Below are 26,657 nucleotides of genomic sequence, written 5' to 3' on the forward strand. Positions count from 1 at the left end.
GTGGGCTATTCTTGTTGTGTTTCGTGATATTCCAGGTCATTGGGTGCGCCACAAGCTGAAATATTGCCTGTGAAATTCACATCTGCCATAAGTTCGGGATGTTCTTGTTTGCGCTGGGCTATTTGTTCGCGGGTGAGAATCTTCGATTCATCAAAACCTAGTTCAATCTCTGTATGTAAACCTTTATACTTGACTCGGTTGAGGTTGTAGAAGCGTTTGTTGAGGGTGGTTTTGACAAATGCTTTCAAGCAGCCCAATAGATACTTACGTTTGAAAGAATCTTTGACAAACCAGTACTCAAAGGTTTTACGCAAATAAAAACGGGCGTAGTTTCTTAATACACCTTTGAGAACATCTTCTCGTTCCATCGCGTCTGGTTTCATGATGGGGGTGACGAAATTGTATTGAGAATAATCTCTGACTTCGACGCGATCGCCTAAATCCTGAAATAATTCCGAAAATGGCCAAGGGGTAAACATATTCCAGTTCACCATGTCGGTTTTCCAGTCCAAAGCCATCTTGTAAGTTTCTTCGATAGTCTCTGGGGTTTCGTTCTCCAAACCCATAATAAATTGGGCTTCAGCGACCATACCATTGTCTCTTAACAGTTGAATTGCCCGTTTATTCTGTTCGATAGTTGTTTCTTTACGGAACAAGTTCAACTTCAACTGCGCCGCAGCTTCTGTACCCAAGGAAACGTGAACTAATCCAGCTTTACGGTAAAGGGCTAATTCTTCCTCATCCCGTAATATATCTGTCACCCTGGTATTAATTCCCCAATAAACACCTAAGTTTCTTTCGATTAACTCGTTACACAGGGCGATAAATTTAGGTTTGTTAATGGTTGGTTCTTCGTCAGCCAGAATGAAAAAACCTACCTTGTATTCTTTGACTAAGATTTCAATCTGATCAACGAATTGTTTGGGACTGCTAGAACGATACTTCCGCCAAAACGCCCATTGAGAACAAAAACGACAACTAAAAGGACATCCTCTGGCGTAGTTGGGAACAGCTACCCGGACATTGAGAGGAGTATATATATATTTACTCCAGTCTAAAAGACTCCAATCTGGGGTAAGGGTATCTAAATCAGCAATGGGGGGATGGGCTGGTGTGGCGATGACTTTGCCCGATTCGAGAAAGGCTATACCTAAAATATTATGGCGTTCATTCTTATCTGTACCATTGGCGATCGCCTTGAGCAAATTGACTGTAATTTCCTCCCCTTCCCCGCGAATAATATAATCTACCCAAGGCGCTTCATTGAGAACTTCTGTATACATATAGGTAGGGTGAACCCCGCCCATAATTGTGATTGCTTGGGGACAAACTTCTTTGACAATTTTTAGGGTTTTTTGGGATTGATAAATCATCGGTGTAATCGCCGTTGCCAAAACTACATCTGGCTGATGTTGGGCGATCATTTTAGCTAACACATCATCGGGAATATCATCCGTCATCGCATCAATAAAACGGATGTTGGTAAAGCCTGCTGTTTTTAACGCCCCACCCACATAAGGAACCCAACTCGGCGGCCAATTTCCAGCAATTTCCGCACCACCAGAATGATAGTTGGGTTGTATCATCATGATCCGCATAAACTACCTCTGAATTGTTAATAATTGTTCTCGCTAAGATGGAAATGGCTAGAATTTGGTAACAGGTAATTGGTAATTGGTGATAGTAAAAGATAATTACCTATTAGCTATGACCTGTAACTAAAGAAACTAAGCTGAATATCAAAATTTTCGTGTAGCGTTCTAGAAAAAAGCCTTCCCATATACGGCTGTATCCGCACAGTAAAGGCATAGCAATAAATTAATCATTTGGAGCGGCATTTGACCGCTTATTTATTATATAACTATTGAGTTATTAAAAATAAGAAATGAAATAAGCTTTTTAAAAGTTAACTTTATACCAATAAAATCAAGCCCGGCTAATTACTTATAATATGATTGTTTGGGTGAGCAATTGGTAATAGCTAATAAGTAATTTTTTAAACTAATCCCTTCCGGTTACTCCTACGGAGGAGCAAGCTACACCAGTTCCCTGGACGCGGGAAACACATATACAGGAATGGACTTACCAATTACCAGCCCCCAAGATACGATAAGTATTTAAGAGAACTGAGATAATTTGTTGTACTTTCTATTAGGAAGTGTAGGTAATTATTGCATAGTTATACTATTGACAAATGAAAGAACTCAATCTGCAAGGGGATGGAGAGATTGAGGTTTAGGTTGAATATTAGTAAAAGCAAGATGTAAAGGAAAACTAGCTAATGTTTATTTTCATTAAGTGATTGCTAAAGAAATCTGTTGAAAATGAGAGACTAGAGAAACTCAACTTAAAACAGTTGTATGAGAGTGAACGGATTTCACAATAAGCAATTTTTCCACCTAATGTAAGTTAGTAACTCAAGAGGATTCTTCTGCAATCATCTCTTAGTTGTTCGCTTTACATCAGTATTTAACTCTACAAAATAGGGATGAAGTTCTATGAAACAACCATATCTCTCTCCCGATGATTTACCTACCCATAAAACAATACTAATTAGTGAGCTATTACTTAGTCAGCTAGAAGAAACAACAAAGAAAAGATTTTATGTAGCTTGTAAACAAACGGTACGAATTCTGCTGTCTAGTTGCCATTGGTATTTTAAAGTTAATGGCGGCGTTCTCATGTTAATTATGGTTTGTCATGATATCGAAAGTTACCAAAATATCATGATGGTAGTGCCTTACCTAGCTAATAAATTGAAGCGTTTTGCTAACCAAGCGACAATTAGTATTAGTTCCCCAGTTAATCAAGGAATACCTTGGGTTATCAGCATTAATCAAATCATACCAGAGGAAGAATAATTTATATCAAGTTCGCTTAAATACTTATCATATTGTGGGGGGTGGTAATTGGTAATTGCTTTTCCCATTACCTATTCGCTATTACCGATTACCAAAAAAGAAACCATACTATAAGTAATTAACCGAACTGGATATTAGCAATTATTCATTGGTTTATGAACTAATGACTAATAACTTTTTCATCTGTATTAATTGTTAATTTGCTGTTTTTGATACATCTCTTCTACCCCAAGGTTTAATGATAGAGATGGCAATGATGGTAAATAGACAAATTACTTGAATTGCACCACCAATAATAACTCCATGAATATCAAACATGAACAAGGGATTGGTTAAGGCTTTGACTCGTTCCATATCTGCGATCGCAGTCATAGAGTTTGTCCAAGGCCCTAGCCAAAAAGTGCCAAAGGTAATCAACACGGTGGTAGCAATCCATTTGGTAATTACCCAGTAAAACTTGAAAAAGCCCCAAACTGTTAACCAACACAGCAATGTTCCTGTCAATACGGAAGCGATCGCCATTGGGATGACTACAAAATCGTCTAATAATTTCACCATCGAATTGACAGCATACAACTCATCACCATTTGTAGTTTTTAAATTAGCAACAGCCATTAACATCATTGCTAAGGCTACGCCAAACCAGACTGCATTAACGCCAACATGGAGAGAAACTAAAGCATCTTTGGGCAATCCAGTCAATTTTTTCTGCGTTGGTTTCTTTACAGATACGGTTGATGCTGTCTGAGTCATGTCGCTTTACTCCAATTTAAATAGAAGTACTCACATTAGCCTATAGAACGCTGAGTACGATTTTAGAACCTGGAGTGCAAATAAAAGCCTTTTGACCATTGCATCTGCAACATACAGCTATCAATATCATGGGTAGATGTTTATGAATAGCCCAAATCTCAAGAAAAACATCTTCAAGAAGCGATCGCTTTGATTATGGCAGGGGCAATTTTCACAGTAAGGAAGAAGTAGACAAGGAAGAACTCACCCGCAACCCCTCCTGGGAGGGGAACAGGCGAGAATATCTTGATAACTATGGACTATGGACTAATGACCAATGACTAAACTGGCTGCAATATCGTCACATGAAAGTTATGCCTATTTTCGGCTGTTAAGTATTGCTGTTGTAAAGGTTGCCATTGTTGCCACCAATGATAGCGATTTTCTGCCATTAACTTAGCAAGTGTTGGTAATTGCTCATTAAGCTGTGACTTAAATACCTCTACAAGCCACTCACCCATAACTACGCTATCTTGAATATTACCTAAAATGTCTTGGATGCTTTTAATGTCTGTGATGTATGCGGCGTAAGACTCACCATATAACTCAGTAAATAATTCCATTTGGTAGCGCACGCGCTTGGCTTGTTTTCGTAAACTATGGATAGTTTCACCTTCAGTAGTTAATTGTTTTTCTATCTTATCGGCTTTACCATTAGTGTCAATTTTTACTTCAATGTCAACAATATGGGTTCCCACTAATAATCCAGGATGCAGCAAGAAAGCGCTTACTTCTGGTAATAACAAGTCTGGTAATACTTGCTTGATAGGTAAAGACGCTAATGGTTGATAACTAGGTTTGTCTAACCATTCTTCTAACGAGTTTTTTAAAGACTTATAAGAGTCATCTTTTAAGGTTTCTATAGTTTTTTCTAAAACAGTTTCTCTTTGTTTAGCCAAAGCATCAAAGGCCTTCTGTAAAGTTTTTTGCTCTTTTTCTGGTAGATTTGGTTGATAAGTTGTTTCTAGAGTTTCTTTTAATACGTCTAAATCTCGGAGATTACCAAGACGACGAGCAATTTTACCAATATTTTTATCACTTACTGGCTTTGGCAAATTTAATGCTATATCGAATCTAGTAATAGCTGTACGTAACCGACGCATCCCTACTCGCATTTGATGTAATGCTTCTGGATCTTCATCTTTCTTAACAGATTTTTCCCACTTTAAGGTTTTCTTAAAATGTTTTTCAATAGCTTCGTAAGCATAGTCTCCAAGGGTTTCTACTTTTGGTTCTGTAGCTAGTTCCATCATTGATAATAATTATTTACTGCTTTAAACGGGTTATTGAATAATAGCAAATGATAGCCTTGATGAAAATTTTATATCTATCTTTTGATATGTCTGGTTAAGGAAATCATCCTTTGTAAGTATAATTAGATTCATTTAGGAATAAAAAAGTCTTAACAAGAGATTAAGTATAATAAAGTGTCTCTTTAGATAAATTTTGTATAAATTTATAAATTAATAGATATATAAAAATACGCAGTACATTTACTATATCGAGAGAGAGTTTTGTAATATTCTCTAGCTAAGTGGGGAATTAGCTGATTAAATTGTGTATTTAACAAAACTTTAACTCACGAGATTTAATGACATGGTAGACTCACCTGCGATCGCAAAAGTTAAGCTGACATTTACCAGTAATTTTCAAGAACACAGAGAAGATATTTCGGCAGTATTGCTGACTCAGGATCAGCATTTATGGTTGGGTTCAGATGAAACTACCACTATTGAGCGTTTATCTTTGGAGGATAGTGATAAGTTTACAAACCACCGACAATTTCGAGTAGCCGAATTTATTGATTTACCTGCACCGGAAGACGAAGAAATTGATATTGAAGGATTAGCTTATGCTAATAACTACTTATGGTTTGTTGGTTCCCACAGTTATAAGCGGAAAAATATCAAGTCAAACAAGTCAGATGAGGAAAATATTTCTCGATTAGCTAAAGTCGCTTCTGAAGGTAATCGCTACATTTTGGGTAGGATTCCTCTAGTAGATGGACAATTATATAAGTATTGTCGTCATCCCAAAAATCCCAGTCAGCAGTTATCAGCAGCTAAATTAGAGTTAACCAAGCAGGGAAATATTTTAATGTCGGCTTTGGCTGATGACCCGCATTTAGGTTTTTTTGTGCTGGCTGCAATTCCAGGAAAGGATAATGGCTTTGATGTTGAAGGTTTGGCTGTTTATGAAAATAAACTTTTTCTAGGTTTGCGTGGGCCTGTATTGCGCGGTTGGGCGATTATTTTGGAAATAGAGTTAAAAGATTCGAGTCCTGGTTTGATGAAATTACGCAACATTGGCACAGAAGAGAAAGCGTATAAAAAGCATTTTGTCTGGTTAAATGGTTTAGGGATTCGTGATTTATGCCTCGTGGGTAAAGACTTGTCAATTCTATCTGGCCCAACTATGGATTTAGATGGGCCTGTACAAATTTACCAATTAGAAAATGCTGTCAATCTACCAGAAAATATTCTCAATAGACCAAAGATAGTCAAAGAAATTGCCTATGGCGATCGCAATGACCACGCTGAAGGGATAACATTATTTGATCAGGTATCCGGTATACCTTCGATATTGGTCGTTTATGACTCCCCAGCCAAGGAGAGATTAATAGGTGATGATAGTGTCATCGCCGATGTGTTTGCATTAGGCTAAAGGTTAGTAGAGATTGCTTGTACAGGGCAGGTGGGTATACACTGCTCACAGACAATACAACGCGATCGCGTAAAAGTTAACTTAAATGTGTCTGGGTGTAAAGTCAGCGCTTCTGTAGGACAAACTCCAGTACACAAACCACAATGAACGCACACATCTTCATCAACAACAATTTCCCCTAAAGTAAGAGATACATTAATATGGCGCGATCGCATCCACTCAATAGCAGCATCTAACTGATCAATATCTCCTGATAATTCGACCACCAGCTTGCCAATTTGATTAGGCGCAACCTGAGCGCGGATAATATTTGCAGCCACATTAAACTCTTTCGCCAGTACATAAGTTACTGGCATTTGGATAGCACGTTTAGGGAAGGTGAGGGTAACTCGTTTTTTCACAGATTTAGCAGAGTCTTTTCTTTCTCTGTTGTAGCGTAATTAGTCATTGGTTATTGGTCATTAGTCATTAGTCCATAGTCAACAGTCAACAGTCAACTATCAACTGTAAAATGAAATTACTTAATAAGATTTAATAAATTTATTATGACTACAGATTCACCTATCAAGCCAGAAGTGACGACGGGAACGCGGTTGAGAAACTTTTTGATTGTAATTGTGGCGATCGCACTTAGCGTTGCTTTATTCTTAGGATTACGGGCGGAAACAACTGCTGTCTCTCTAGACAAGTTAAATCAAGCTTCCACACCTTTGGAAGTGGCAATCAGCAACGGTAAGCCTTCAATAGTAGAGTTTTATGCTGACTGGTGTACTGTTTGCCAAAAAATGGCTCCTGATATCGCCGTATTGGAACAAGAGTACGCAGACAACGTAAATTTTGTCATGCTGAATGTGGATAATACCAAGTGGTTGCCGGAGATGTTGAAATATCGGGTGGATGGTATTCCCCATTTTGTATTTTTAAACAAAGCAGGGGAGAGTTTAGCGCAGGCGATCGGCGATCAACCACGTACAATTATGGCTAATAATCTAGAAGCCTTAGTTAGTGGTTCCGCTTTACCCTATGCTCAAGCTAGCGGAAAAGTTTCTAAAGTCTCAACGTCAGTTGCGCCTGTTGGTAGTCAAGATGATCCTCGCAGTCACGGAAGTCAAGTTGTGGATTAGAAGTTTGTTGACGGTTAACTGCTAACAGTTAACCGTCAACAAAAAAAGATGTAATTGGCAATAGCTTATAACTAATTAGCTATGTTAATCTTAGACTTGAGAGAGTTACTAAAATTGATTAGTTCGCTAAAAGCATATATTTTTATGCGTGAAGCGAACATAAAAAATTTTTAATCTTAAATTTATTAAGAATTTATTCTAGTCTTCCAAAATAATAAGCAGGAATAGCAGGAGTAGTAACTGCTGGATTTACATAGCTTATTTATTTAGGGGACTGAAAAATGAAAAATGTATTTTTAAGTGGTTTATCTAGTGTGATATTGCTAGCTAGTGCAACATTACCTCATGTTGCGATCGCACAAACTACAGCTATCAACTCTACAACCTTGCGTGAAAATTCCACTAACGTTGCTTACCTACAACCATTTAATCTTGTTTCTCTTGGCTATCAAGGTTATTTAAAAGAGCAGGGAATACCTAGTGGAAGTTCTCTAATTTTAGATAACCAAATTGGCAGAATCACAGCAGTAGAGTTAGTACAAGCTGCAATTAATGCTAACAGATTACCTGCACAAATTCTCAATGACAAAGGTTACTTAAAATCTGTAGACGTACAACTAGCATCGCTGCGACGTAACGCTAACTCTGATGCTGAATAATTAGTAGTGGCGTGTCTAGCCTTAAATGTTGTAATAAATCTTCTTCTGGGGTGGGCATCCTGCCCGCCCAGGACGGGCAGGATGCCCATCCCACAAGAGAAAAGATAATGCACTATTTTAGCCTTGTCAGTTCACTACAGTTAGTTTGATTATGACAGTTGCCTAAGTCTTAAATTAGTGTGTATCTTAATCTATCTGACAACACTTATAAATTAACCAACACAAAACACAAGAGATATAGCAATGCTGCGTCTCTTGTGTTTTGTATGGACTGTGAAAAGTTATAAGTTATAAACAACTTGATAACTTTCCACTGTTCCTTATCCCTTTTGTTTAACTACTAATTGCAGAACCTACAGGTACAGCATCCACCGCAGCACCATTATTTAAGATAGGCTTGCGGGTTTTGAGGTCGAATTTATAGCCATGTGGCAAAATGTGCAGTTTTGCACCACAAATTGCTAAGGCTTCATCTTTGAGAATCTCATCCATATTGTTATACGAGGACTCTGATTCGTCTACAATGGTGACTGAACCTTGACCAATTATTTCAATTTGGTTATCAGTCACAACCATAGCCGTATTCTCGTCAATACCGAATCCTAAAACAACAGGTTCTCTAATCAAAGCTGTAATTAAGCGTCCCAACCTTCCGCGTTCAGAAAAATGTTGGTCGATGACTACGCCAGGAAGAAAACCCAAACCAGGCCCCATTTCTACAATTTCTAAACGAGGATTGGTTTCTGAATCACCAACGACAATCATTTTATCAGGCATGACTGCTGCGCCAGCACTAGTACCGCCAATAACTATACCTTCAGCCGCGCGTTCGTGAATTGCTTTGTCTAGTTCGGTTCCTTTGAGAATACTTGTAATTCGGGCTTGATCTCCTCCTGTAAAAAATATACCTGTTGCTTTGGCAACTGCTTCTAATGCAGTCGATGAAGACGCATCTTCACGTGTTTCTGTATCGATTATTCGCACGCTTTCCGCACCCAAGCGTTCAAAAACTCTAATATAGTTTTCTCCTACTTCTCTTGGTAGCTCTGTGGCTGCCGTCATAATGACAATATTAGCTCTCGTACCACCAGCGCGTCGGACAAATTCTCTTAATATTATTGAATCATTCTCTTTGTCTTCCGCACCACCAATAATTACCAACTGCCGTTTGTTTTCACCCGCAGCCATAATATCTCCTAAAGATAAAATTATTTATGTAATATCAATAAAGCATGACATACATATGTATAAAATCGCCCATACGGTAGATAAGAGGGGTGAAAAAAATACTTAACTTAGATACTAAGTTTTAAACTATTAAAAATTAATATAATTTTTATATTTTAAATTTATTTGTAATAGGTAATTTATAGAAATAATTACCTATTACTAAAAACTTGATTTGTCTAAACTCTATCAAAAATGCTTTAAAACTTGTCGAAAATACAGATTTAATGCCAATGATTTAGACAATTCGGTTTCTGTAGAGTTGGTTCATTAAGAATAACCGTGCTTGTTCTAGGGGCAGATGTCTGGGTTTACCTTGGTAAACGATTTGGTATTCTTCTTTATCTGGGCCATCTCCGTGACCAGAAATCAGTTTCAGGTGAAAAGCTTCTTCTGCCAGTTGTCTAACTTCATCTCTGATGTCAGCTTGGGTGCTATTCATAACTTAACTGTCTCGTATAACCATCCTTTTCTTTATATAAATTTTTGAGAAGTATTACACCCTTCAAAGGTTGTATTTTTATTGACTATTAATTTTTGAATGTTAAATTTTGACTGATAACTATAGAGTAATGACAATGTACTGAGCTAAATATTGATGTAATTATGCCTTCCGATAGTTGAAAATGCCTATAAGTAAAGTTAAATTCAAACAGGCAGTCTGTCAATTTTAACAGTCAAAATTATGATCTCAAGTAATCTACGATTGTTAAGGTTCATTAGTTGCAATTAAACGTTAAATTTAGAGGTGTTTCGCCAGAGGTTCAGCATCAATGGTTCAGGTAACAAGCACCGATTTCATCCGCATTAATGCTAGAAAGACAGATGTATTTGATCTCTTCAACTGTCGGTATTATGCAGGGCCTAACCCTAGTTTAGATGCGGGGGCGCTAGTATTTGATTTTGCTGTAGTGCCAGATAAAGAGCCTTTGCCTATTGAAGATTATGTTACTAGAGTAGGCGATCGCTATCCCCATCTACGTGAGCAAAATTATGAATCATATGCCCATTTATTTGCCCAAACCGTAGCGGAAGTGGGCAAATTGGACATGAGTTTACACCTCAATCGCTGGAGTGTAAAAAGCTACGACAGATACTCAAGAATTGCTGTTCAAGCACTGCACGAACGTACAATTAAATCAGTTACCTATCTAGTCTGGGACTGGTTTGAAGCCATTACTCAAGACGATGACTTTTTCTGGGATGACCAGCTTGTCACCTTGCAAAATAGATTTCGTCAGTCTGTCTATGGTGGCCCTACAGTCTACGCCTTATTGCGGACAGCCTACGAAAAAGGTATACCCGCCTTTTACCTGTGGGACGAAGGACTAATGCAATATGGCTGGGGGAAAAAACATATCCGGGGTGTAGCCACAACCTTTAACTGCGACAGCCACATTGATTCTGACTTTACCACCCGTAAAGATGACTGCAAAGCATTTCTGCACACTTTAGGTTTTCCCGTTCCCCAAGGTGAAATTGTTTACTCAGAAAAAGAAGCTAGACAAGTAGCCAGAGACATTGGCTATCCTGTAGCAGTAAAACCAGTGGTAGGTCATAAAGGTATTGGTGTTACCGCAGATATACAAGACGTAGAGGAACTAGAAAAAGCTTACGATAGAGCCTTAGCTGCCATTCCCGATAATGAACCAGCACGAATTATTGTCGAAAAAAGCATTAAAGGCAAAGATTTTCGTTTGTTGTGTGTTAACGGTCGGTTTGTCGCCGCCACAGAACGCCATCCAGCATCAGTTACAGGTGATGGCGACTCAACCATTTGGGAATTAATTCAGCGTGAAAACCGTAAGCCAGCGCGTTTGGATACTCCAACTTCACCGATGAGTAAAATTATCGTCGATGATGCGATGGAACACTATTTAGATGAACAAAACCTGACATTAAAAACAGTCCTTAAGAAAGGCGAAACTATTCGCTTGCGCAAAGTAGCTAATCTTTCTGCTGGTGGGATGAGTATCAATGCTACCCACACAATTCATGATGATAATATCATCCTGGCGCAAGACATCGCTCAATACTTCAACTTAACTTGCTTGGGTATTGATGTCATGACCGAAAGCCTTGCTGAGTCTTGGAAAGAGGGTAACTTTGCCATCATCGAAATCAACGCAGCACCAGGTGTAATGATGCACCTAAACCCGGCTGTAGGTGATAGTGTTGACGTACCTTCTCACATTTTAGAAACATTTTTTGCCTCTGGTTTAGAGGCTAGAATCCCGATTATTACCTTTAATAAAACAACTGTCCAGGATTTGCAAACTACGATTGACCACATTCTGTTGCAACATCCAGAATGGACAATAGGCGCAGTTTGTCGGGATGCCATTTTTGTCAACCGATCGCAAAAGGTATTACGCGAAGATTACAATAGCAACATCCAAAGTTTGCTACGTAATCCCAAACTCGATTTACTAATAGCAGAATATCCAGAAGATATTCTCGCAGAAGACGGGATGTTTTATTACGGCAGTAATTTAGTAGTGTTAGAAAATCCCACTGAAACAGAAATGATGTTAGCACGGGATCTTGTTGATGGTTCCACTGTCGTTATTAAAAAAGAAAATAACGTTTCCATTCGTCGTAAAGGGTTAATAGAAGATTACACTTTAGGCGAAGAAGAACCATTTACACGGGTTTATCTCAAAGAAGTCGGGGTAATTTTGTAGGAAAAATGTAGGGGCGTACAGATGTACACCCCTACCCCTATACTGGTCAGAAATAATATTGAATGAGGAAACTAAAAATCAAAATTTCTTACTCCCCACTCCCTATTGCCTACTCCCTATTCCCATCCTAAATTACTTCAGTCTTTCATAAGCATCTAGAATAATTCGTTCTGTTTCTTCCCAACCAATACAGGGATCAGTGACAGACACACCATATTTTAATTCTTCTCGCTTACAGTTAATTGGTTGATTGCCTTCATATAAGTTTGATTCCAGCATCATCCCTACAATTGATGTGTTGCCATCAACTATTTGTTGCACCACATTTTCTAACACTGAAGGTTGTAATTTGTAGTTCTTATTAGTATTGCCATGACTACAATCAATCACAATTCTGGGAGGTAACTTAGCCTCTTTTAATTTGTTTTCTACATCTTTCACACTTGCCGTATCAAAATTAGGTTGATTTCCACCCCGTAAAATTACATGACCGTAAGCATTACCTTTAGTTTCAAAAATACTTACCTGTCCTTCAGGGTTAATGCCTAAGAAATTGTGGGGCATTCTGGCAGAATGTAGCGCATTTAAAGCCACTTGAATATTACCATCAGTGCCATTTTTAAAGCCTACAGGCATAGAAAGACCGCTAGCCATTTCCCGGTGTGTTTGAGATTCTGTAGTACGTGCGCCGATTGCAGCCCATGTAATCAACTCACCAATGTATTGCGGTACGATAGGATCTAACGCTTCTGTAGCGGTGGGTAGACCCAACTGAGTCAGCTTGATGAGTAAGTCTCTAGCAAGTAGCAAACCGTTCTCTACATGAAAAGAATCATCCATGTCTGGGTCATTGATTAATCCTTTCCAGCCTACGGTAGTACGGGGTTTTTCAAAATAGACCCGCATGATTAACAGTAACTTATCTTGGACGCGATCGCCTAAATTTTTCAACTTATGGGCATATTCCAGCGCTGCGTTAGGGTCGTGAATTGAACAAGGCCCAACTACTATAAACTTTCGCCTATCTTGAAAATCTAAGATTTTTTCTATTTCCTCTCTGAACTGCAAAACAGTGTTTTCAGCAGCTTCTGTTAATGGCAATTTTGCTTTTACTTCGTTAGGAGTTAATAGAACTTGATAATTTTCAATATTTGCGTTAGTTAATTTATTGTGCATGGAAAATTTCTCTAGATTCCCTGAATGATATTTTGAGCGTATTGAGTATACATATTGTAGAGGAAATGGACAACTTAAACTCAAGAGTAATGCTAATAAAATCAAAAAATCCAGACATTAGTTATTAGTCATTAGTCCATAGTGATTATCCTTTATTTCTCAGTCCCCTTGCAAGTAAATATTTTTATCATGTTGCAAAACATAAAAAGGGGAAGATTTCTTCCCCTGATAATTAACTATTGGAATGTTGTGTAATACACAAACACCAGTAAGTACCACCCACCAAAACTATCATCACTCACTACTCTCTTTACTGCCACACAAACACCTTAGCTTCATAAGGCCCAATATCTGTGATGATGCCATCATCGCCAGCTTCTACGTCATAGTCACCAGTCCACTCATGCCAAGTACCACCTGAAGGAAAGTTGGGAACATGATAGCCAGCGAGGAAGTCTTTTGAGAAATTCGCCACCACTACCACACGGGAACCTTCATCATTCCAACGACTGTAGGCTAACACTTTAGCTTCTGCATTTTCGTGGATAAAGTCTATATTTTCTGTATATAAGGCATGACTACTCTTGCGTAAACCAATCAATCCTTTGTAGTAGTCAAACAAACTACGATTGAGGTCATTACCTAGCAAAGTCCAATCAATTTTAGCTTGGTCTTGTTGTTTGGGTTTGTATTCGCCAAATTCTTCACCCATCCAAACTAAAGGCACACCTACAGCTGTCATTAAAATAGCTGCACCTAGTTTAGCCCTTCTAAAAGCTTCCTCGTTAAAAATTTCTCGATTACCCAACTCGACCATAATGTGGTCATGGTCATGATTGGTGAGATAATTAACAACATTAGTAGCACCCAGAAAACCTTGGCGTTTTGGATCAATGACATCTTTAAGGTTTTCTAAATCAAATCTATCACCGCAGATATGTTCTTTAATGGTGTGGTAGAAACTATCATGCCAGCAGCCATCCATTGGCCCGTCTAAATTGGTAATGCTAGGAGTTTCTGGGATGTGTTCGGCAATATTATAAAATGGTTTTGCACTAGCCGTGTTTTTTGCTTCTTGAGTAATCCAGTGCATGAAATCATAGTTGGCTATTTGCCGTGCCGCATCATAGCGAATGCCATCTATATGATATTCTTTTACCCAAAATCTGACTGCATCACCAATAAATTTTCGTGCTGGGTAAGTGTCTAAATTTTCATCATAGTGTTCGTAATTAAATTCCGGCCCCCAGTTATTATCAGGATCACGAGGTTCGTGGTGATACCAAAAATCATGGTCTATCTGTGTTAACGGACTGGATGCTTCTGAATGATTATAAATCCCGTCCATAATGATGCGAATACCTCGCTGATGGCATTCATCAATCAGTTGTTTTAAACCTGCTGTAGAACCATAACTAGATTCAGTCGCAAAGAAATAACGAGGATTATAACCCCAACTATAATCACCAGGATATTCTTTTACAGGTAATAACTCAATTGCATTGATACCCAAATCACACAAATAATCTAATTTTTCAATAACATGCTTATATTTGCCGCGTGCATAAGGGTCATCTTCCCCACCAGAAAAATCACCTACATGTAATTCATAAATAACTAATTCATGGTCTGCTGGTAGAGGTTTATCATCATGTTGCCAAACATAAGTATCGACAATTCTTTCACCGTCTTTAATTTTGACGATGCCGTTATCTTTACCGCTTAATTCATCAATATCAGTGGCGTAAGGGTCGGTGACATCAACCCATTGGTCTTCTTCAAAAAACCATGATTTTGTCTGTACACGAAATTTATATTGATAAGTACCGTCTTCTAATTCAACAGTTGTCCGAAAATAACCATCATCACCTTTTTCCATTGGTATTTCTTGCCAATCAGAAAAAGAACCAATTAAGGCAGCGCCTTTGTTATATGGTGCAAATAGATTAAATTCAATTGCCTTTGCCATAAAATTATGTAAAATATAATAATGCGGATATAAAGCATTCTCTAAATTATTAATCAATTTGCAAATCGGTCATAGGAAATAATTAGTTTAACCTTTCCTCTATCAATAGATGTAGGCTTACAGAGATTAAAGGTATATTTATTATTCAGTAAATTAATAAATAGTTGGTTCCCTAACCATTTTATATTGTCTAGAGTCATTGGATAGATAAATAAAGATATTAGATTTTTGCTAAAAATTAGATAATTAAAAGTAAATAAATAGGAACTTTTAAAATTCAAACGCAAGTTTAAATAGAATAACAAGTAATTGTTTCTAACATAGATTTAATAGTACAAATCAATAATTAAATAAAAAAGCTAGGTAAGATTTACCTAACTTTTTTACATAAAAAATTATAATTCACCCTGGTCAATCTTTTGCTGCAAATGACTTAATAACCAGTTAGCAGCAGTAGCTCTCCGAGTTTCCCGTGGCGTAAAAGTGCCGATTTTGTAACCTTTAAAACCTAACTTCTCTTTTGTGATTTGTTTGTATTGTTGAGGAATAGAACGAGTTAATTTCATCGTTGCTGGGCGACTATCGAGAAAATTTGGGGGTTCTGGATACTCATCTCGCCATTCTGGTGCTACTGAGCTATTATACCATTTAGCTGTCGCTGAGTCGTAGCGGTAGCCTAAATAGTACCAGACTAATTGCATAACTGTAGCGTCATCAATTTGATCGTTGAGAATACCCCAGATAGTATCTGTATTCAGTGGTGGTAGTTCAGACATAAGCAATGCAGAATTAAGAATTTTAAATTAGCAGATTTCAATATAAAAAATCCGTTCTTGATTCACAAACAATGTAGACTGGTAATCGTAAACCATAGATGGATCAATGCCAAATTCTACACCACAGTCACAACTCATTCGCGCTCATGTATTTATTACGGGGAGAGTGCAAGGAGTAGGCTATCGCTACGCCACAGTTGATACCGCCAGCCAATTGGGGTTAACTGGTTGGGTACGAAATCTCCCTGATGGGCGTGTAGAAGCTGTATTTGAAGGGGCGCGAGAAATTGTAGAGGAAATAGTGCGTTGGTGTCACGTAGGGCCTCCGGCGGCTGTGGTTCAAGATGTGGCGGTGGAATATGAAGAACCAGAAAATTTACGTGGGTTTGAAGTGAAACGGTTAGTTAAGTAAGTTGAATTGTATTTGACGTAAGGGCGCGATCGCCTACAATCAATCGTAGGTCATCACTAAATTTCAGTTTTGTAACGACACTGAATCCTGTGGTAACAAACGCAATTTTTGACTTTTATGTATTTATTCCCAGATAACTACCTGAAAGTACTATGGAAATCCAATATAAAGTTCCCTCACTTCATTACTAAAACAGCAGACCCCTCTATCTTGCCACTACGTAGCGCATCTAAAGCCTCATTAGCTTGAGTTAAGGGGAAAGAATTAACCTCTGTACGGATAGGGATTTGCGGCGCTATAGTCAGAAACTCTTCCCCGTCTTGGCGTGTTAAATTAGCTACAGACCTTAACACCCTTTCTTCCCAAAGAATGCTGTAGGGAAAGGAAGGAATATCGCTCATGTGAATACCAGCACAAACAACCACACCTCCTTTAGCAACTGCGCGCAAGGCAGTAGGGACAAGTTTCCCGACTGGTGCAAAAATAATTGCTGCATCCAAAGGTTCTGGTGGTAATACATCTGAGTCACCCGCCCAATTTGCACCTAATTGACGCGCAAATTCTTGACCTACAATATCCCCAGGACGAGTGAAAGCAAATACTTTGCGTCCTTGATAACGTGCTAATTGAATTAAAATATGAGCAGAAGAACCGAAACCGTAAAAACCTAGTTTTGCAACATCCCCGGTCATATTGTAAGCCCGATAGCCAATTAACCCGCCACATAACAAAGGTGCAGCTTGTAAGTCTGGATAACTGGGGTCTAAAGGAAAACAAAAGCGGTGATCGGCTACTGTATAGTCTGCGTAGCCGCCATCTAGATTATAACCTGTAAACTCAGCATAATCACAGAGGTTTTCCCTTCCAGAGAGACAGTAAGGGCAATGAGCGCAAGTATGACCCAACCAAGGTACTCCTACTCTCTGACCAAGATGAAATTGATCAACTTTTTCACCTAACTCCTCAATCGTCCCTACAATTTGATGTCCCAATATCAGAGGAAGTTTTGGGTGTGTCAATTCTCCATCAACTATATGTAAATCTGTGCGGCACACAGCGCAAGCATGAACGCGAATCAATACTTGCTCTGAGTTCGGTTTTGGTACTGGTAACTCTGCAAGGCGTAAGGGTTGACGCGGTGCGTCTAAAATCATGGCGCGCATAATATTCGTAATTAATACAGAGGTGTAAAAATCTTGGTATAGGTAGTTTCCCAGAGTTTACACAATACTAATAAATTATTTATCAGCTAGTCCTATAACTAAGGTTGCAAAGTTGTAATGAGAATTTTGCAAAATAGCTGCTTAACTTTCTTGATTCTTTAGCTTTGTTTTCACTTGTGATAGCTTAAATGGGAAATGAACACCAAAGCCTAATGCCGCTATTGTTCCCATACTAAGTATGAATGAGGGTTCGGGAACTGATTGGGCTGATTGTATAACCTCTGTCTGCTGGTTGATTAAGGTTGGCTCATCTATACCAATACAGGAATTAAAACTACCAGGAAAATTATTACATAATGATGGGGAGGTTCTTGGTACCAATATTCCCGAATTATATTGTTGAACTCTAATATTACCAGGTAAAGGGCTAGGAAGCGGTTGACCAGTTTGGATAAGAAACCGAGGTGTTAATTCCACATTGTATGTAATACCTTGAGTTACCTGTGGCTGAGACTGCAATGGTATACCAAATTCGCCTATGTCGTTTTTAAACTGAACAATAGCCCCATCATAATACCGGAAAGAAATATCAGAGATGGAACGTTGTACTCCACCAATGGTTTGTACTTCTCCATTTTTGATGACATCTTCTGAATATATTAAAGACTCTCCTTCAAAAAGTTGATATGACCAATTATCTAAATCATTCTCGGTGATGAATGGATTGCTAGTTTGATCGCTTGACCAATCAACCACTATTTTAGTGATATCAGTGAAACGGAAATCGGAAAATGTCAAAGTAGTCCGAAAATCAGCAGCCATCACAGATGATGACGCATTAGCCAAAGTCATTGTAGTTCCTACTGCAATGGCAAGCTTTTGGATTAACTTCATAGGATTTGGATGATTACTGATTTAAGCTACATCGAGATTGTACACGTTTAAGCGCAATATCTTACAGTAACTTTACAAGATTGGCGATTTTGGCATTATGGCACGCCGAAATGGGGCTGCGATCGCTACATTAGAAGAATACACTTACCCATCATCTGCGACTCACATTTAACCATGAGTGCGAATCCTACCATTACTCATAATCCCTTACTTAAAGGTTCTGGTTTACCTCCATTTACTGAAATTCGACCAGAACAAGTAGAACCAGCCTTTCAAGCATTATTGGCGGAACTAGAACAAGAACTCACCACCTTAGAAGCTAATGTCAAGCCTACTTGGGATGGCTTAGTTGAACCATTAGAAAAGTTAAGCGAACGGCTGACTTGGAGTTGGAGCGTAGTGAACCATTTAATGGGTGTAAAAAATAGCCCAGAACTGCGTACAGCCTATGAAGCAGTACAACCGGGAGTTGTACAGTTTGTTAACCAGTTGGGACAAAGCCAACCCATTTACAACGCTTTTAAAGAACTCCGCGCCAGCGATAGTTGGGATACTTTAGACTCAGCCCAAAAGCGTATAGTGGAAGCAGCTATTCGGGATGCGGAACTATCCGGTGTAGGCTTACAAGGTGAAGCAAGAGAACGTTTCAACACCATTCAAATGGAATTAGCAGAACTTTCTACCAAGTTCTCTAACCATGTCCTTGATGCTACCACTGCCTTTAGCCTTACCCTTACAACTCAAGCAGAAATCAACGGCTTACCCCAAAGTTTAGTTAGTTTAGCCGCACAAACAGCCCGCGCAGCTGGAGAAGAACACGCCACATCAGAAAATGGCCCTTGGCGCATTACCTTAGACTTCCCCAGTTACAACCCCTTCATGCAGCACAGCACTAGACGGGATTTACGGGAGAAGTTATACAAAGCTTATATTACCCGTGCCTCATCTGGTGAGTTAGATAACAACCCACTCATAGAACGGATTTTAGAATTACGCCAAGAACTAGCCAACTTACTCGGTTTCGCCAATTACGCCGAGTTGAGTCTTGCGAGTAAAATGGCTCCTAATGTGGAAGCTGTAGAAGCCCTCTTAGAAGAGTTACGCGCTGCTAGTTACAACGCAGCCGTCAAAGACTTAGCAGCACTCAAAGAGTTTGCAGCCGCCAAAGGTGCGCCAGAAGCCTCAGATTTACGCCACTGGGATATTCCATTTTGGGCAGAACGCCAACGAGAAGAAAAGTTTGCCTTCACCGCCGAAGAACTGCGTCCTTACTTCCCCCTACCCCAAGTTCTAGACGGTTTATTTGGGCTGGTAAATAGGTTATTTGGTATCACCGTTACCCCCGCCGACGGTCAAGCCCCAGTTTGGCACAAAGATGTGCGTTATTTCCAAATTGCCGATGAAAGCGGTAGTCCTATTGCCTACTTCTACCTCGATCCTTACAGCCGTCCTAGTGAGAAGCGTGGCGGTGCATGGATGGATATCTGCATCAACCGTGGCAAAATCACAGAGAATGGTATAACTACTGTGCGTTTACCCGTGGCCTATCTGGTGTGTAATCAAACTCCCCCAGTAGACGGTAAACCCAGCTTAATGACCTTCTATGAAGTCGAAACCCTATTCCATGAATTTGGTCATGGGTTACATCATATGCTCACCAAGGTTAACTACACAGGGGCAGCAGGCATTAATAATGTAGAGTGGGATGCAGTCGAACTACCAAGCCAGTTTATGGAAAACTGGTGTTATGAACGTAAGACATTGTTTAGCTTGGCGAAACATTACGAAACTGGCGAACCTCTCCCAGAGCATTATTACCAAAAGCTGCTAGCAGCCCGTAACTATATGAGTGGGACTGGTATCTTGCGGCAACTCCACTTTAGTAGTGTAGATATAGAATTACACTCCCGTTATCACCCTGGTGGTAAGGAAACTGCCGCAGATGTGCGTCATCGTGTAGCCAAGAATACGACAGTTTTACCTCCGCTACCGGAAGATTCATTCCTCTGTGCATTTGGACACATCTTTGCAGGCGGTTATGCTGCGGGATACTACAGCTACAAGTGGGCTGAGGTATTAAGTGCAGATGCTTTTGCTGCTTTTGAAGATGCTGGCTTGGAGGACGAGGAAGCTGTTAAAGCTACAGGTAAGCGTTATCGAGATACTGTGTTAGCTCTCGGTGGTAGCAAACATCCTATGGAGGTGTTTGAGGCGTTTAGAGGACGGGAACCGAGTACTGTTTCTCTGCTCAAGCATAATGGTTTGTTGCCCAATGTAGCTTGAGATTGTTAAACACAAAGTAACGCGAAGGAATGCAGAGAGTTTTGTCTGTGTTCCTTTGCGTGATAGCTCTAGCTGTTTAGAGGGAAATCACACTAATCTATTAATGATTTACTATTACTGCTACTGAGTTATCTTGTTGTTGTGCAGTGCTATTGATAATGTAAGCAATTCCTCGATAAATTAATTTGTGGGCTGCTGATAGTAAACAAATCTGTTCTACTTTCCCACGAGAGTTAGTATTATAGGCGACTCCACGATACTTTAACTCATGAGATTGTTGAGGATAAGAAATTAGTTGATTGTTTAGCTGATTTGGGTCATATTCATAGCTTTGACCACGGTAAGAAAGTTTCATATTTGTACTTCCTGAATGAATATAGTGAACGCTTGATGATACTTACAGTTTGCTTTAGCTTCAGTAATCACCACAGCTATGCTTTCTAAAAAGTAAATCAAAAGCTGATTCAGGATTTACGCAAATGAATAATGAAGAAATATGACGTTATGGGTGATATTTCTTTTGTAACTAAGTGAAAAACAAGTAGATGCAGCGATAAATCCCCAAATATCGATGATGTTGTAGCGATCGCTAGCTGTAACTGCATATTGACATGAAAAATATTGTCAATCAATTTTATTTACAAATCTATAAATCTTTGTCCAATTCACACACCTGAATTAAGTGATTATCCTTATGAAATCAGGCTTGCTTAATTTTGAATTGGTATGATCCCAAATTGGGATAAATTATTTTAATTCAAACGGCTGCAATAGATAGAGATCAAGGTTTTTAATCCAAAATCCCAAACTACTACAAGTAAACGATGCTCTAAATAGAAAAAGGCTAAAAGATAAATATTTAATAATTCTCAAGCATGAGTAAATTCAAGATTATTTTTATTACTCACGCCCAATTTTACGTACTTAAGGTTTGGCTACACTGAGAATATCCTTGTTCAGTGATTGTAATGATGCTAGAACCTTGGCTTTATCTGGTTTAGAGGCTTTGAGTCCGCCATTAATTTCATCGGCTGAATCTTCAATTTTTTTGTAAGTATCAGGAGATTTAGCTTTTACACCATCTTCTACCTTTGACCAATATCCTTCAAATTTGCCAAACTCATCTTTAGCTTTAGTAAAATTATTTGCCTTTACTGCTGTCTGTGTGTTGTTTACTACACCTTCTAAACCAGAAAAGTCTGTTTTAGCATTGGAATTACTTGTACTTGTAGATGCAGAATTTGCTGTAGGTGATGTTTGCGCTGTAGGTTGTTCAGCTTGGTTACATCCTCCCAAAACCATTAAGCTAATTCCCGCAATTATCAGTATTTGTTTAAACCGTTCCATTACAGGTTCCTCAATATACAATGGATAGAAATTCTAGGTGATATCTATCTAAAACCATTTCATCTGTAAATCAAGTTAAATTTTCTAAAGAAAAATTCTATGAAACGTTCATTTCGTAAATATCACCGCATCTTGGGCATCATAATTTCTATACCACTGATGCTAACAGTACTGACGGGAATGTTAGCAACGTTTGTTCGCGAATGGTCTCTCAGTATAGGTGTTAGCGCTAGTTTCCTTTTGAGTATCCACACAGGAGAAATTTTTCATCTTGAAGGTATCTATCCTATTTTGAATGGAATAGGATTGATTGGCTTACTAGCAACCGGACTCAGCTTATCTGGTTTGTTTGGGAGAAAGACTCGACAAAACCCTAAAAATTAGATAAGTAATAATAAATACTATGTAAGTTTTGGCGATCGCCTCCACATTCACCCTACATGATATGGCGATCGCCTAACTTCTCAAAACTGTTCAGATTGGTTAACAAACTAGCCCAACTGATTTACATAAATTTATATATTTATCTCATTTAACTATATAAAAATTTGTAAAACTCGCTCATATTCTTGACCAAGTAAGAAACAGCTATTAAAAACTACTTATTAAAATAATAATTTTTTCTAATAATTTTAAATATAAAAGAAATCTAATGATATAGATATTTTTTTGAGAATACATTAAAGTCTTCATCATTAGGCAAAATCAGCCAATCATTATTGTTGCAATAATTTACAGTTCTCTAATTAAAAATATTGAACATACATTAAAAATAATAAATAATCTCATCAATTGTGAATTAAATCAGGCAATATTAAGAGTAAGCTTAATGATGGAAACTTAGTCAAAGAGTTAAGTTATTAAGCACAATCAAAGCGAAACAAACATTAACATATTAAAAAGATTTATATTTTTAAGTGTTAATTACTAATAGCTAAAAATTTGAATTGTGCTAGCTTAATTACTAGGTTGTTGAGCTAAGTGATGAAAATTTCATCCGAACCTAAAACAAAAGTTAAAAATCAATCAACCTTAAGAACAAGAAGCAACAATGATAGAAAAGATTTTGCTAGCGGTTTCTGGATTGGGACACGCAGAAGAAATGTTGAAAACATTGAAAGAAGTCCCATCAATTCAAGCAGCCAAAGTCACAGTTCTGCACGTAGTTACTCCTCAAACTACCTCATCTGCAATGACAGACAAATGGGAGGATGGTGGCAAAATTCTGGCAAATGCAATTCAAACTTTGAACTTAGATCCTAGCCAAGTATCTTCAATTTTGCGTCAAGGCGATCCTAAAGATGTAGTTTGTCAAGTAGCAGATGAAATTGACGCTGACTTAATTATCATGGGTTCACGGGGACTCAAGCGCCTGCAATCGATTTTATCGAACTCAGTTAGTCAGTATGTCTTCCAATTGTCATCACGTCCCATGTTGCTGGTGAAAGATGACATTTATGTCAAAAAAATTAAGCGTGTTATGGTAGCGATGGATAATTCCGACGCAGCCAAACATTGTTTAAAATTGGCCTTGTTCTTACTGCGGGGTATTCCAGGTAGTCAATTAATTTTGACCAATGTTACTACAGATTTACGTGGTAAAAACTCTGAAGTAGCAGAAATCAGCCCTGACAAAAATCCTGTGTTAGCAGCAGGCGTGGCGGAAGCACAAAAATACGGTGTGCAAACTCGCTGTTACAGCAGTAGCGGTAAACCAGGCGAAGAAATCTGTCGCTTGGCCGATGAATTGAACATAGATTTATTGCTACTCGGTTCTCCAGATCGCCGTCCATCAGTAGCTAAGAATTTTGTCGATATCGACAGACTCATCGGCGCTTCCTTATCAGACTATGTTCGCATCAACGCTACCTGTCCGGTATTATTAGCGCGGACAAGTGGGTAAATTTATCAAAGCGGTTGATCAATAAAAACCCCTCAACCATTAGGTATAGGGGTTTCTTTGTTTTCTACAAAAAGCAATCAATTAATCTTTTTTACCTTCGCGGCTGGCTGTTTGGATATATAGAATGATTAAAAACACGGCGGGTACTAGCACGAACAGAATGCTCGCAACAAACCCCAAGTCATTAACTTGCATGGCAAGGAAGCCCCTCTCTAATTTCCAGTCAACAACTTTAGAATAGCATCAACGATGCCAGTATTAGCTCTTTTTTTTTACTTCTTTAGCCACTAACAATTTAGGGTTTAGTAACTACGCTGACGGGGCCATTTACCAGGGTTTGACAAGCCAAGCGGTAATTTGCCGGCTTCTTCTTCAACATACGATTTTCTACATTTGTTGGTGTAGAAAGATTTTCAATTCCTTCGACTATTTCCACAACACAAGTCCCACACTGACCACCGCCGCCACAATTGGTCAGTTTGCCAAAAAATTTATAGATGTCAACGCCATTTTCTATTGCTTTCAGGCGCAGATTAGCACCATCTGCCGCGATAACTTCTTTATTTTCTTTCACAAATTTGATGTTACCCATAACTGCCTAATTCCTCGTTGACTGCAAGCTACCCACGCAATACACATATTATTACTGAATTTATCCAATTTATTACAAAAAATTAAGAATTATCAACATAGAATAATTACAAAAAATAGGACAGGTAAATCACCTGTCCTACTAATTGGTTAAAGCTTAACTTATCTAAATCCAACAGCAGCTTGCCATACGAAAGCAAGCAATAAAAAGAAAACGGGAATTACAGGGAGAACGTCTACCAAAGGGTCAAAAATTTGGTAAGCTTCAGGCAATTTTGCGAGTAAAAGAGCTGCTTCCATGTTTGTTAAAATCCACCTAATCCAACACAGCATTCATAATTGAGATGTATCTTAACATGAATTAGTCATTAATCATTAGTCCATAGTCCACAGTTATTCTCTCTTGTGTTCCATCCGTAGCTACGGGAAGCAAGCTACATCTCCCTCCTCCAAAGTTTATTGCTTACCTATAGGAACAGTTCCAGGAGGAATTTCTGTAACTATGCGGAAGGGGAAGGTTTTAGTTGAGGCTAATTGAGCGTAATCTGGGGTGAGAAAGATGGCGTATTTTTGGGCTTCTGGTGTGAGTTGTGCGGCCATTGCTAGGGCGATCGCTTTTATGAATCTACGTACATCTGTGGCTTGTTCACCAACAACTTCGCCACCAGTTAAAGGTGTATTGGGTTGGTTCACTTGATCTAATGTGGTGCTGGGGTCTTTGACACTCAAATGTGTACCACCAATTATTCCTACTAACCATTTCGGTGAGGAGATTTTACTAAATGCAACAATTTGCTCTGTTAAGGCTGGGGTAGTTTTATCTGCGGAACTAGCAACAATTAACGTCGGGATTTGCACTTTGGTTAAACCAGTTTCGCCAAACATGATTGAAGTTGTGGGATTAAAAGCCATTACCTGTTTAATTCTGTTATCCCGCAATTGATAGCTTTTTTCTGGTAATTCTTGAGCAACACATTGCAGAGTTTCTCCCAAGCTCAAAATTGCCAATTTTTTCTGACAGTGTTCTTTTATTCCTGTGATTTGTAACTCTGCTCCAGCCAGTGATAACGCCGTACCACCACCAAAAGAATAACCTATAACCATTGTGTTATTCGTTGCCAGTTTTCCTTGCAGAGGATTACCCTTTGTTTGGTTGAGCTTTTCTAATTCATCCAAAACAAAACTGACATCTTTAGGCCGGTCTAAAAACTCTTGGGGTTGTAAAAACCGAGTTTTACCTTGAAGAGCCAAATCTGTATGTATCTGATTACTACCAGGATGTTCTAGAGCTACAAATATATAACCGTGAGAGGCTAAATGTTGGGCTAGATAACGTAAATCTGTGCGGACTGACCCCATCCCATGAGTATAGATGATGATAGGTTTTTCCTGAGTTGCAGCTGTTGACCAGTAAATGTCAACCGGAATTTGACGATCGCGTTTTTGATCATTCAAATTCAAGTTGAGTACCTGTACTTGAGCATTCCCTGGTTCGCTAGGGTCAAAAGGTAAAGCAATCTGCGGTTTTCTGGGATCAAGTAGGCTATTAATTGACACCAAATACTGTTGTGTACGCCAGAAACTACTATTTAAACTCCCCGCTACTTGTAAAGCTTGGGGTAGGTTAATTTCTAGCGTTTTACTGGGGTAAGCCTCAAGAATGCTGACAACAGAAAGTCCCCCTGGTGCATTAGCACCCAAAACGAAACTAGCTCTTAAAGCTGTTGCACCTGCTTGGTCTTTGCGCGTCACCGCAGTAGAAAGGTCATTGAGAATAGTTGTGCCAATTTGCGTATTCAGTAACCTACTGATGGTAACTACATTTAAAGGTACTCTTGTCCTTAACGTTCTGATGAGCCTACCGCGTTGTTGTTGAGATAATCTGCTGGTAAATAGGTCTAAACTTTTTGGAAATTCACCAGTCTCCGCCGCTTTTCGTAAATCCGCCACCGGAATCGATTCAGCAAACAACCCAAACCGCACTACAATTGTCTCGGCTGCTTTTACTGGGGTGTTGATAGCTAAAAGCTGTGTAACGGTGAGTGTAGATAAAAGACCTGTAAAAACTTTTATACCTTTCCCAAAAATTCCCATAAAGATATTATCTATAGTATCACTTACGGGAATATAGC

The 26,657-nt window shown here is 38.8% G+C and carries 26 protein-coding genes; 9 read left to right on the top strand and 17 right to left on the bottom strand.

Annotation, left to right across the window (positions count from 1 at the left end; translation table 11 throughout):
- Nucleotides 1-5: 5 nt before the first annotated feature.
- The gene (gene bchE, locus NSMS1_RS05630) at nt 6-1,598 is read right to left on the bottom strand and encodes a magnesium-protoporphyrin IX monomethyl ester anaerobic oxidative cyclase (RefSeq protein ID WP_224091807.1); all 1,593 of its coding nucleotides are present in this window, start codon (nt 1,596-1,598) and stop codon (nt 6-8) included.
- Between the two features lie 900 nt (nt 1,599-2,498).
- Here bchE and NSMS1_RS05635 point away from each other — a divergent pair.
- Nucleotides 2,499-2,861, top strand: a complete 363-nt coding sequence (locus NSMS1_RS05635) for a hypothetical protein (protein ID WP_224091808.1) — start codon at nt 2,499-2,501, stop codon at nt 2,859-2,861.
- A 195-nt stretch (nt 2,862-3,056) separates the two neighbouring features.
- Here NSMS1_RS05635 and NSMS1_RS05640 read toward each other — a convergent pair whose 3' ends face one another.
- Entirely contained in the window at nt 3,057-3,614 is a 558-nt protein-coding gene (locus NSMS1_RS05640; RefSeq protein ID WP_224091809.1) for a hypothetical protein, read from the bottom strand.
- Nucleotides 3,615-3,934: 320 nt separating this feature from the next.
- Nucleotides 3,935-4,903: a CHAD domain-containing protein gene (locus NSMS1_RS05645; RefSeq protein ID WP_224095125.1), complete on the bottom strand. Its 969-nt coding sequence runs from the start codon at nt 4,901-4,903 to the stop codon at nt 3,935-3,937.
- Between the two features lie 346 nt (nt 4,904-5,249).
- Here NSMS1_RS05645 and NSMS1_RS05650 point away from each other — a divergent pair, with 346 nt between their 5' ends.
- Nucleotides 5,250-6,317, top strand: coding sequence for a DUF3616 domain-containing protein (locus NSMS1_RS05650; RefSeq protein WP_224091810.1), 1,068 nt, complete (start codon nt 5,250-5,252; stop codon nt 6,315-6,317).
- Here the strand turns inward: NSMS1_RS05650 and NSMS1_RS05655 are convergent.
- Nucleotides 6,314-6,718 (bottom strand): NIL domain-containing protein, encoded by a 405-nt coding sequence (locus NSMS1_RS05655; protein WP_224091811.1) that lies wholly within the window; start codon nt 6,716-6,718, stop codon nt 6,314-6,316. The genes NSMS1_RS05650 and NSMS1_RS05655 overlap by 4 nt on opposite strands.
- A 144-nt stretch (nt 6,719-6,862) precedes the next feature.
- Here NSMS1_RS05655 and NSMS1_RS05660 point away from each other — a divergent pair, with 144 nt between their 5' ends.
- Both NSMS1_RS05660 and NSMS1_RS05665 read left to right on the top strand, forming a co-directional pair.
- Nucleotides 6,863-7,441, top strand: coding sequence for a thioredoxin family protein (locus tag NSMS1_RS05660; protein ID WP_224091813.1), 579 nt, complete (start codon nt 6,863-6,865; stop codon nt 7,439-7,441).
- A 281-nt stretch (nt 7,442-7,722) separates the two neighbouring features.
- A complete protein-coding gene (locus NSMS1_RS05665; protein ID WP_224091815.1) occupies nt 7,723-8,100 on the top strand; it encodes a hypothetical protein in 378 nt (125 codons plus the stop codon).
- Nucleotides 8,101-8,433: 333 nt separating this feature from the next.
- Here NSMS1_RS05665 and NSMS1_RS05670 read toward each other — a convergent pair whose 3' ends face one another.
- Both NSMS1_RS05670 and NSMS1_RS05675 read right to left on the bottom strand, forming a co-directional pair.
- Nucleotides 8,434-9,288, bottom strand: coding sequence for a cyanophycinase (locus tag NSMS1_RS05670; protein ID WP_224091817.1), 855 nt, complete (start codon nt 9,286-9,288; stop codon nt 8,434-8,436).
- 277 nt (nt 9,289-9,565) lie between these two features.
- On the bottom strand, nt 9,566-9,769 hold the full coding sequence (locus NSMS1_RS05675) for a hypothetical protein (protein ID WP_224091818.1): 204 nt from the start codon (nt 9,767-9,769) through the stop codon (nt 9,566-9,568).
- Between the two features lie 331 nt (nt 9,770-10,100).
- Here NSMS1_RS05675 and NSMS1_RS05680 point away from each other — a divergent pair, with 331 nt between their 5' ends.
- Nucleotides 10,101-12,011 carry an acetate--CoA ligase family protein gene (locus tag NSMS1_RS05680; RefSeq protein WP_224091819.1) on the top strand — a complete coding sequence of 637 codons (1,911 nt, stop codon included), beginning with the start codon at nt 10,101-10,103 and terminating at the stop codon, nt 12,009-12,011.
- Nucleotides 12,012-12,143: 132 nt separating this feature from the next.
- Here the strand turns inward: NSMS1_RS05680 and NSMS1_RS05685 are convergent, their stop codons facing one another.
- The 3 genes from NSMS1_RS05685 to NSMS1_RS05695 all read right to left on the bottom strand — a co-directional run bounded on the left by NSMS1_RS05685 (nt 12,144) and on the right by NSMS1_RS05695 (nt 15,932).
- Nucleotides 12,144-13,187, bottom strand: a complete 1,044-nt coding sequence (locus NSMS1_RS05685) for a 3-deoxy-7-phosphoheptulonate synthase (RefSeq protein ID WP_224091820.1) — start codon at nt 13,185-13,187, stop codon at nt 12,144-12,146.
- A 310-nt stretch (nt 13,188-13,497) separates the two neighbouring features.
- Nucleotides 13,498-15,156 carry an alpha-amylase family glycosyl hydrolase gene (locus NSMS1_RS05690; RefSeq protein WP_224091821.1) on the bottom strand — a complete coding sequence of 553 codons (1,659 nt, stop codon included), beginning with the start codon at nt 15,154-15,156 and terminating at the stop codon, nt 13,498-13,500.
- Nucleotides 15,157-15,551: 395 nt separating this feature from the next.
- Nucleotides 15,552-15,932 (bottom strand): DUF1823 family protein, encoded by a 381-nt coding sequence (locus NSMS1_RS05695; RefSeq protein WP_224091822.1) that lies wholly within the window; start codon nt 15,930-15,932, stop codon nt 15,552-15,554.
- A gap of 106 nt (nt 15,933-16,038) precedes the next feature.
- Between NSMS1_RS05695 and NSMS1_RS05700 the strand changes: the two genes are divergently transcribed.
- Nucleotides 16,039-16,344 carry an acylphosphatase gene (locus NSMS1_RS05700; RefSeq protein ID WP_224091823.1) on the top strand — a complete coding sequence of 102 codons (306 nt, stop codon included), beginning with the start codon at nt 16,039-16,041 and terminating at the stop codon, nt 16,342-16,344.
- Nucleotides 16,345-16,520: 176 nt separating this feature from the next.
- On the opposite strand, the gene NSMS1_RS05705 is transcribed toward NSMS1_RS05700, so the two are convergent.
- Together NSMS1_RS05705 and NSMS1_RS05710 are read right to left on the bottom strand one after the other, a co-directional pair.
- Nucleotides 16,521-17,507 (bottom strand): zinc-dependent alcohol dehydrogenase family protein, encoded by a 987-nt coding sequence (locus NSMS1_RS05705; protein ID WP_224091824.1) that lies wholly within the window; start codon nt 17,505-17,507, stop codon nt 16,521-16,523.
- A 141-nt stretch (nt 17,508-17,648) separates the two neighbouring features.
- A complete protein-coding gene (locus NSMS1_RS05710) occupies nt 17,649-18,401 on the bottom strand; it encodes a hypothetical protein (protein WP_224091825.1) in 753 nt (250 codons plus the stop codon).
- 174 nt (nt 18,402-18,575) lie between these two features.
- On the opposite strand from NSMS1_RS05710, the gene NSMS1_RS05715 reads away from it, so the two are divergent.
- Nucleotides 18,576-20,684, top strand: a complete 2,109-nt coding sequence (locus NSMS1_RS05715; RefSeq protein ID WP_224091827.1) for a M3 family metallopeptidase — start codon at nt 18,576-18,578, stop codon at nt 20,682-20,684.
- A gap of 100 nt (nt 20,685-20,784) precedes the next feature.
- On the opposite strand, the gene NSMS1_RS05720 is transcribed toward NSMS1_RS05715, so the two are convergent.
- Together NSMS1_RS05720 and NSMS1_RS05725 are read right to left on the bottom strand one after the other, a co-directional pair.
- Nucleotides 20,785-21,039, bottom strand: a complete 255-nt coding sequence (locus tag NSMS1_RS05720) for a DUF4278 domain-containing protein (RefSeq protein WP_224091828.1) — start codon at nt 21,037-21,039, stop codon at nt 20,785-20,787.
- Nucleotides 21,040-21,608: 569 nt separating this feature from the next.
- Nucleotides 21,609-22,031, bottom strand: coding sequence for a DUF4363 domain-containing protein (locus tag NSMS1_RS05725; protein ID WP_224091829.1), 423 nt, complete (start codon nt 22,029-22,031; stop codon nt 21,609-21,611).
- A gap of 99 nt (nt 22,032-22,130) precedes the next feature.
- On the opposite strand from NSMS1_RS05725, the gene NSMS1_RS05730 reads away from it, so the two are divergent.
- Nucleotides 22,131-22,415, top strand: coding sequence for a peptidase (locus NSMS1_RS05730; RefSeq protein WP_224091830.1), 285 nt, complete (start codon nt 22,131-22,133; stop codon nt 22,413-22,415).
- A gap of 667 nt (nt 22,416-23,082) precedes the next feature.
- Nucleotides 23,083-23,934 carry a universal stress protein gene (locus NSMS1_RS05735; RefSeq protein WP_224091831.1) on the top strand — a complete coding sequence of 284 codons (852 nt, stop codon included), beginning with the start codon at nt 23,083-23,085 and terminating at the stop codon, nt 23,932-23,934.
- A gap of 81 nt (nt 23,935-24,015) precedes the next feature.
- Here NSMS1_RS05735 and psbM read toward each other — a convergent pair whose 3' ends face one another.
- The 4 genes from psbM to NSMS1_RS05755 all read right to left on the bottom strand — a co-directional run bounded on the left by psbM (nt 24,016) and on the right by NSMS1_RS05755 (nt 26,619).
- On the bottom strand, nt 24,016-24,129 hold the full coding sequence (gene psbM, locus NSMS1_RS05740; protein WP_017746279.1) for a photosystem II reaction center protein PsbM: 114 nt from the start codon (nt 24,127-24,129) through the stop codon (nt 24,016-24,018).
- A gap of 100 nt (nt 24,130-24,229) precedes the next feature.
- Nucleotides 24,230-24,526 carry a 2Fe-2S iron-sulfur cluster-binding protein gene (locus NSMS1_RS05745; RefSeq protein WP_067766286.1) on the bottom strand — a complete coding sequence of 99 codons (297 nt, stop codon included), beginning with the start codon at nt 24,524-24,526 and terminating at the stop codon, nt 24,230-24,232.
- A 161-nt stretch (nt 24,527-24,687) separates the two neighbouring features.
- Nucleotides 24,688-24,825, bottom strand: a complete 138-nt coding sequence (locus NSMS1_RS05750; RefSeq protein WP_006195022.1) for a photosystem II reaction center protein K — start codon at nt 24,823-24,825, stop codon at nt 24,688-24,690.
- Nucleotides 24,826-24,981: 156 nt separating this feature from the next.
- Nucleotides 24,982-26,619 (bottom strand): alpha/beta hydrolase, encoded by a 1,638-nt coding sequence (locus NSMS1_RS05755; RefSeq protein WP_224091832.1) that lies wholly within the window; start codon nt 26,617-26,619, stop codon nt 24,982-24,984.
- Nucleotides 26,620-26,657: the final 38 nt, after the last annotated feature.

The organism is Nostoc sp. MS1, from assembly GCF_019976755.1.
Taxonomy (GTDB): domain Bacteria; phylum Cyanobacteriota; class Cyanobacteriia; order Cyanobacteriales; family Nostocaceae; genus Trichormus.

Coding starts and splice junctions, on each gene's coding strand:
- bchE (WP_224091807.1), bottom strand. CDS start 1,598: ATGCGGATCATGATGATACAACCCAACTATCATTCTGGTGGTGCGGAA.
- NSMS1_RS05635 (WP_224091808.1), top strand. CDS start 2,499: ATGAAACAACCATATCTCTCTCCCGATGATTTACCTACCCATAAAACA.
- NSMS1_RS05640 (WP_224091809.1), bottom strand. CDS start 3,614: ATGACTCAGACAGCATCAACCGTATCTGTAAAGAAACCAACGCAGAAA.
- NSMS1_RS05645 (WP_224095125.1), bottom strand. CDS start 4,903: ATGGAACTAGCTACAGAACCAAAAGTAGAAACCCTTGGAGACTATGCT.
- NSMS1_RS05650 (WP_224091810.1), top strand. CDS start 5,250: ATGGTAGACTCACCTGCGATCGCAAAAGTTAAGCTGACATTTACCAGT.
- NSMS1_RS05660 (WP_224091813.1), top strand. CDS start 6,863: ATGACTACAGATTCACCTATCAAGCCAGAAGTGACGACGGGAACGCGG.
- NSMS1_RS05665 (WP_224091815.1), top strand. CDS start 7,723: ATGAAAAATGTATTTTTAAGTGGTTTATCTAGTGTGATATTGCTAGCT.
- NSMS1_RS05670 (WP_224091817.1), bottom strand. CDS start 9,288: ATGGCTGCGGGTGAAAACAAACGGCAGTTGGTAATTATTGGTGGTGCG.
- NSMS1_RS05675 (WP_224091818.1), bottom strand. CDS start 9,769: ATGAATAGCACCCAAGCTGACATCAGAGATGAAGTTAGACAACTGGCA.
- NSMS1_RS05680 (WP_224091819.1), top strand. CDS start 10,101: ATGGTTCAGGTAACAAGCACCGATTTCATCCGCATTAATGCTAGAAAG.
- NSMS1_RS05685 (WP_224091820.1), bottom strand. CDS start 13,187: ATGCACAATAAATTAACTAACGCAAATATTGAAAATTATCAAGTTCTA.
- NSMS1_RS05690 (WP_224091821.1), bottom strand. CDS start 15,156: ATGGCAAAGGCAATTGAATTTAATCTATTTGCACCATATAACAAAGGC.
- NSMS1_RS05695 (WP_224091822.1), bottom strand. CDS start 15,932: ATGTCTGAACTACCACCACTGAATACAGATACTATCTGGGGTATTCTC.
- NSMS1_RS05700 (WP_224091823.1), top strand. CDS start 16,039: ATGCCAAATTCTACACCACAGTCACAACTCATTCGCGCTCATGTATTT.
- NSMS1_RS05705 (WP_224091824.1), bottom strand. CDS start 17,507: ATGCGCGCCATGATTTTAGACGCACCGCGTCAACCCTTACGCCTTGCA.
- NSMS1_RS05710 (WP_224091825.1), bottom strand. CDS start 18,401: ATGAAGTTAATCCAAAAGCTTGCCATTGCAGTAGGAACTACAATGACT.
- NSMS1_RS05715 (WP_224091827.1), top strand. CDS start 18,576: ATGAGTGCGAATCCTACCATTACTCATAATCCCTTACTTAAAGGTTCT.
- NSMS1_RS05720 (WP_224091828.1), bottom strand. CDS start 21,039: ATGAAACTTTCTTACCGTGGTCAAAGCTATGAATATGACCCAAATCAG.
- NSMS1_RS05725 (WP_224091829.1), bottom strand. CDS start 22,031: ATGGAACGGTTTAAACAAATACTGATAATTGCGGGAATTAGCTTAATG.
- NSMS1_RS05730 (WP_224091830.1), top strand. CDS start 22,131: ATGAAACGTTCATTTCGTAAATATCACCGCATCTTGGGCATCATAATT.
- NSMS1_RS05735 (WP_224091831.1), top strand. CDS start 23,083: ATGATAGAAAAGATTTTGCTAGCGGTTTCTGGATTGGGACACGCAGAA.
- psbM (WP_017746279.1), bottom strand. CDS start 24,129: ATGCAAGTTAATGACTTGGGGTTTGTTGCGAGCATTCTGTTCGTGCTA.
- NSMS1_RS05745 (WP_067766286.1), bottom strand. CDS start 24,526: ATGGGTAACATCAAATTTGTGAAAGAAAATAAAGAAGTTATCGCGGCA.
- NSMS1_RS05750 (WP_006195022.1), bottom strand. CDS start 24,825: ATGGAAGCAGCTCTTTTACTCGCAAAATTGCCTGAAGCTTACCAAATT.
- NSMS1_RS05755 (WP_224091832.1), bottom strand. CDS start 26,619: ATGGGAATTTTTGGGAAAGGTATAAAAGTTTTTACAGGTCTTTTATCT.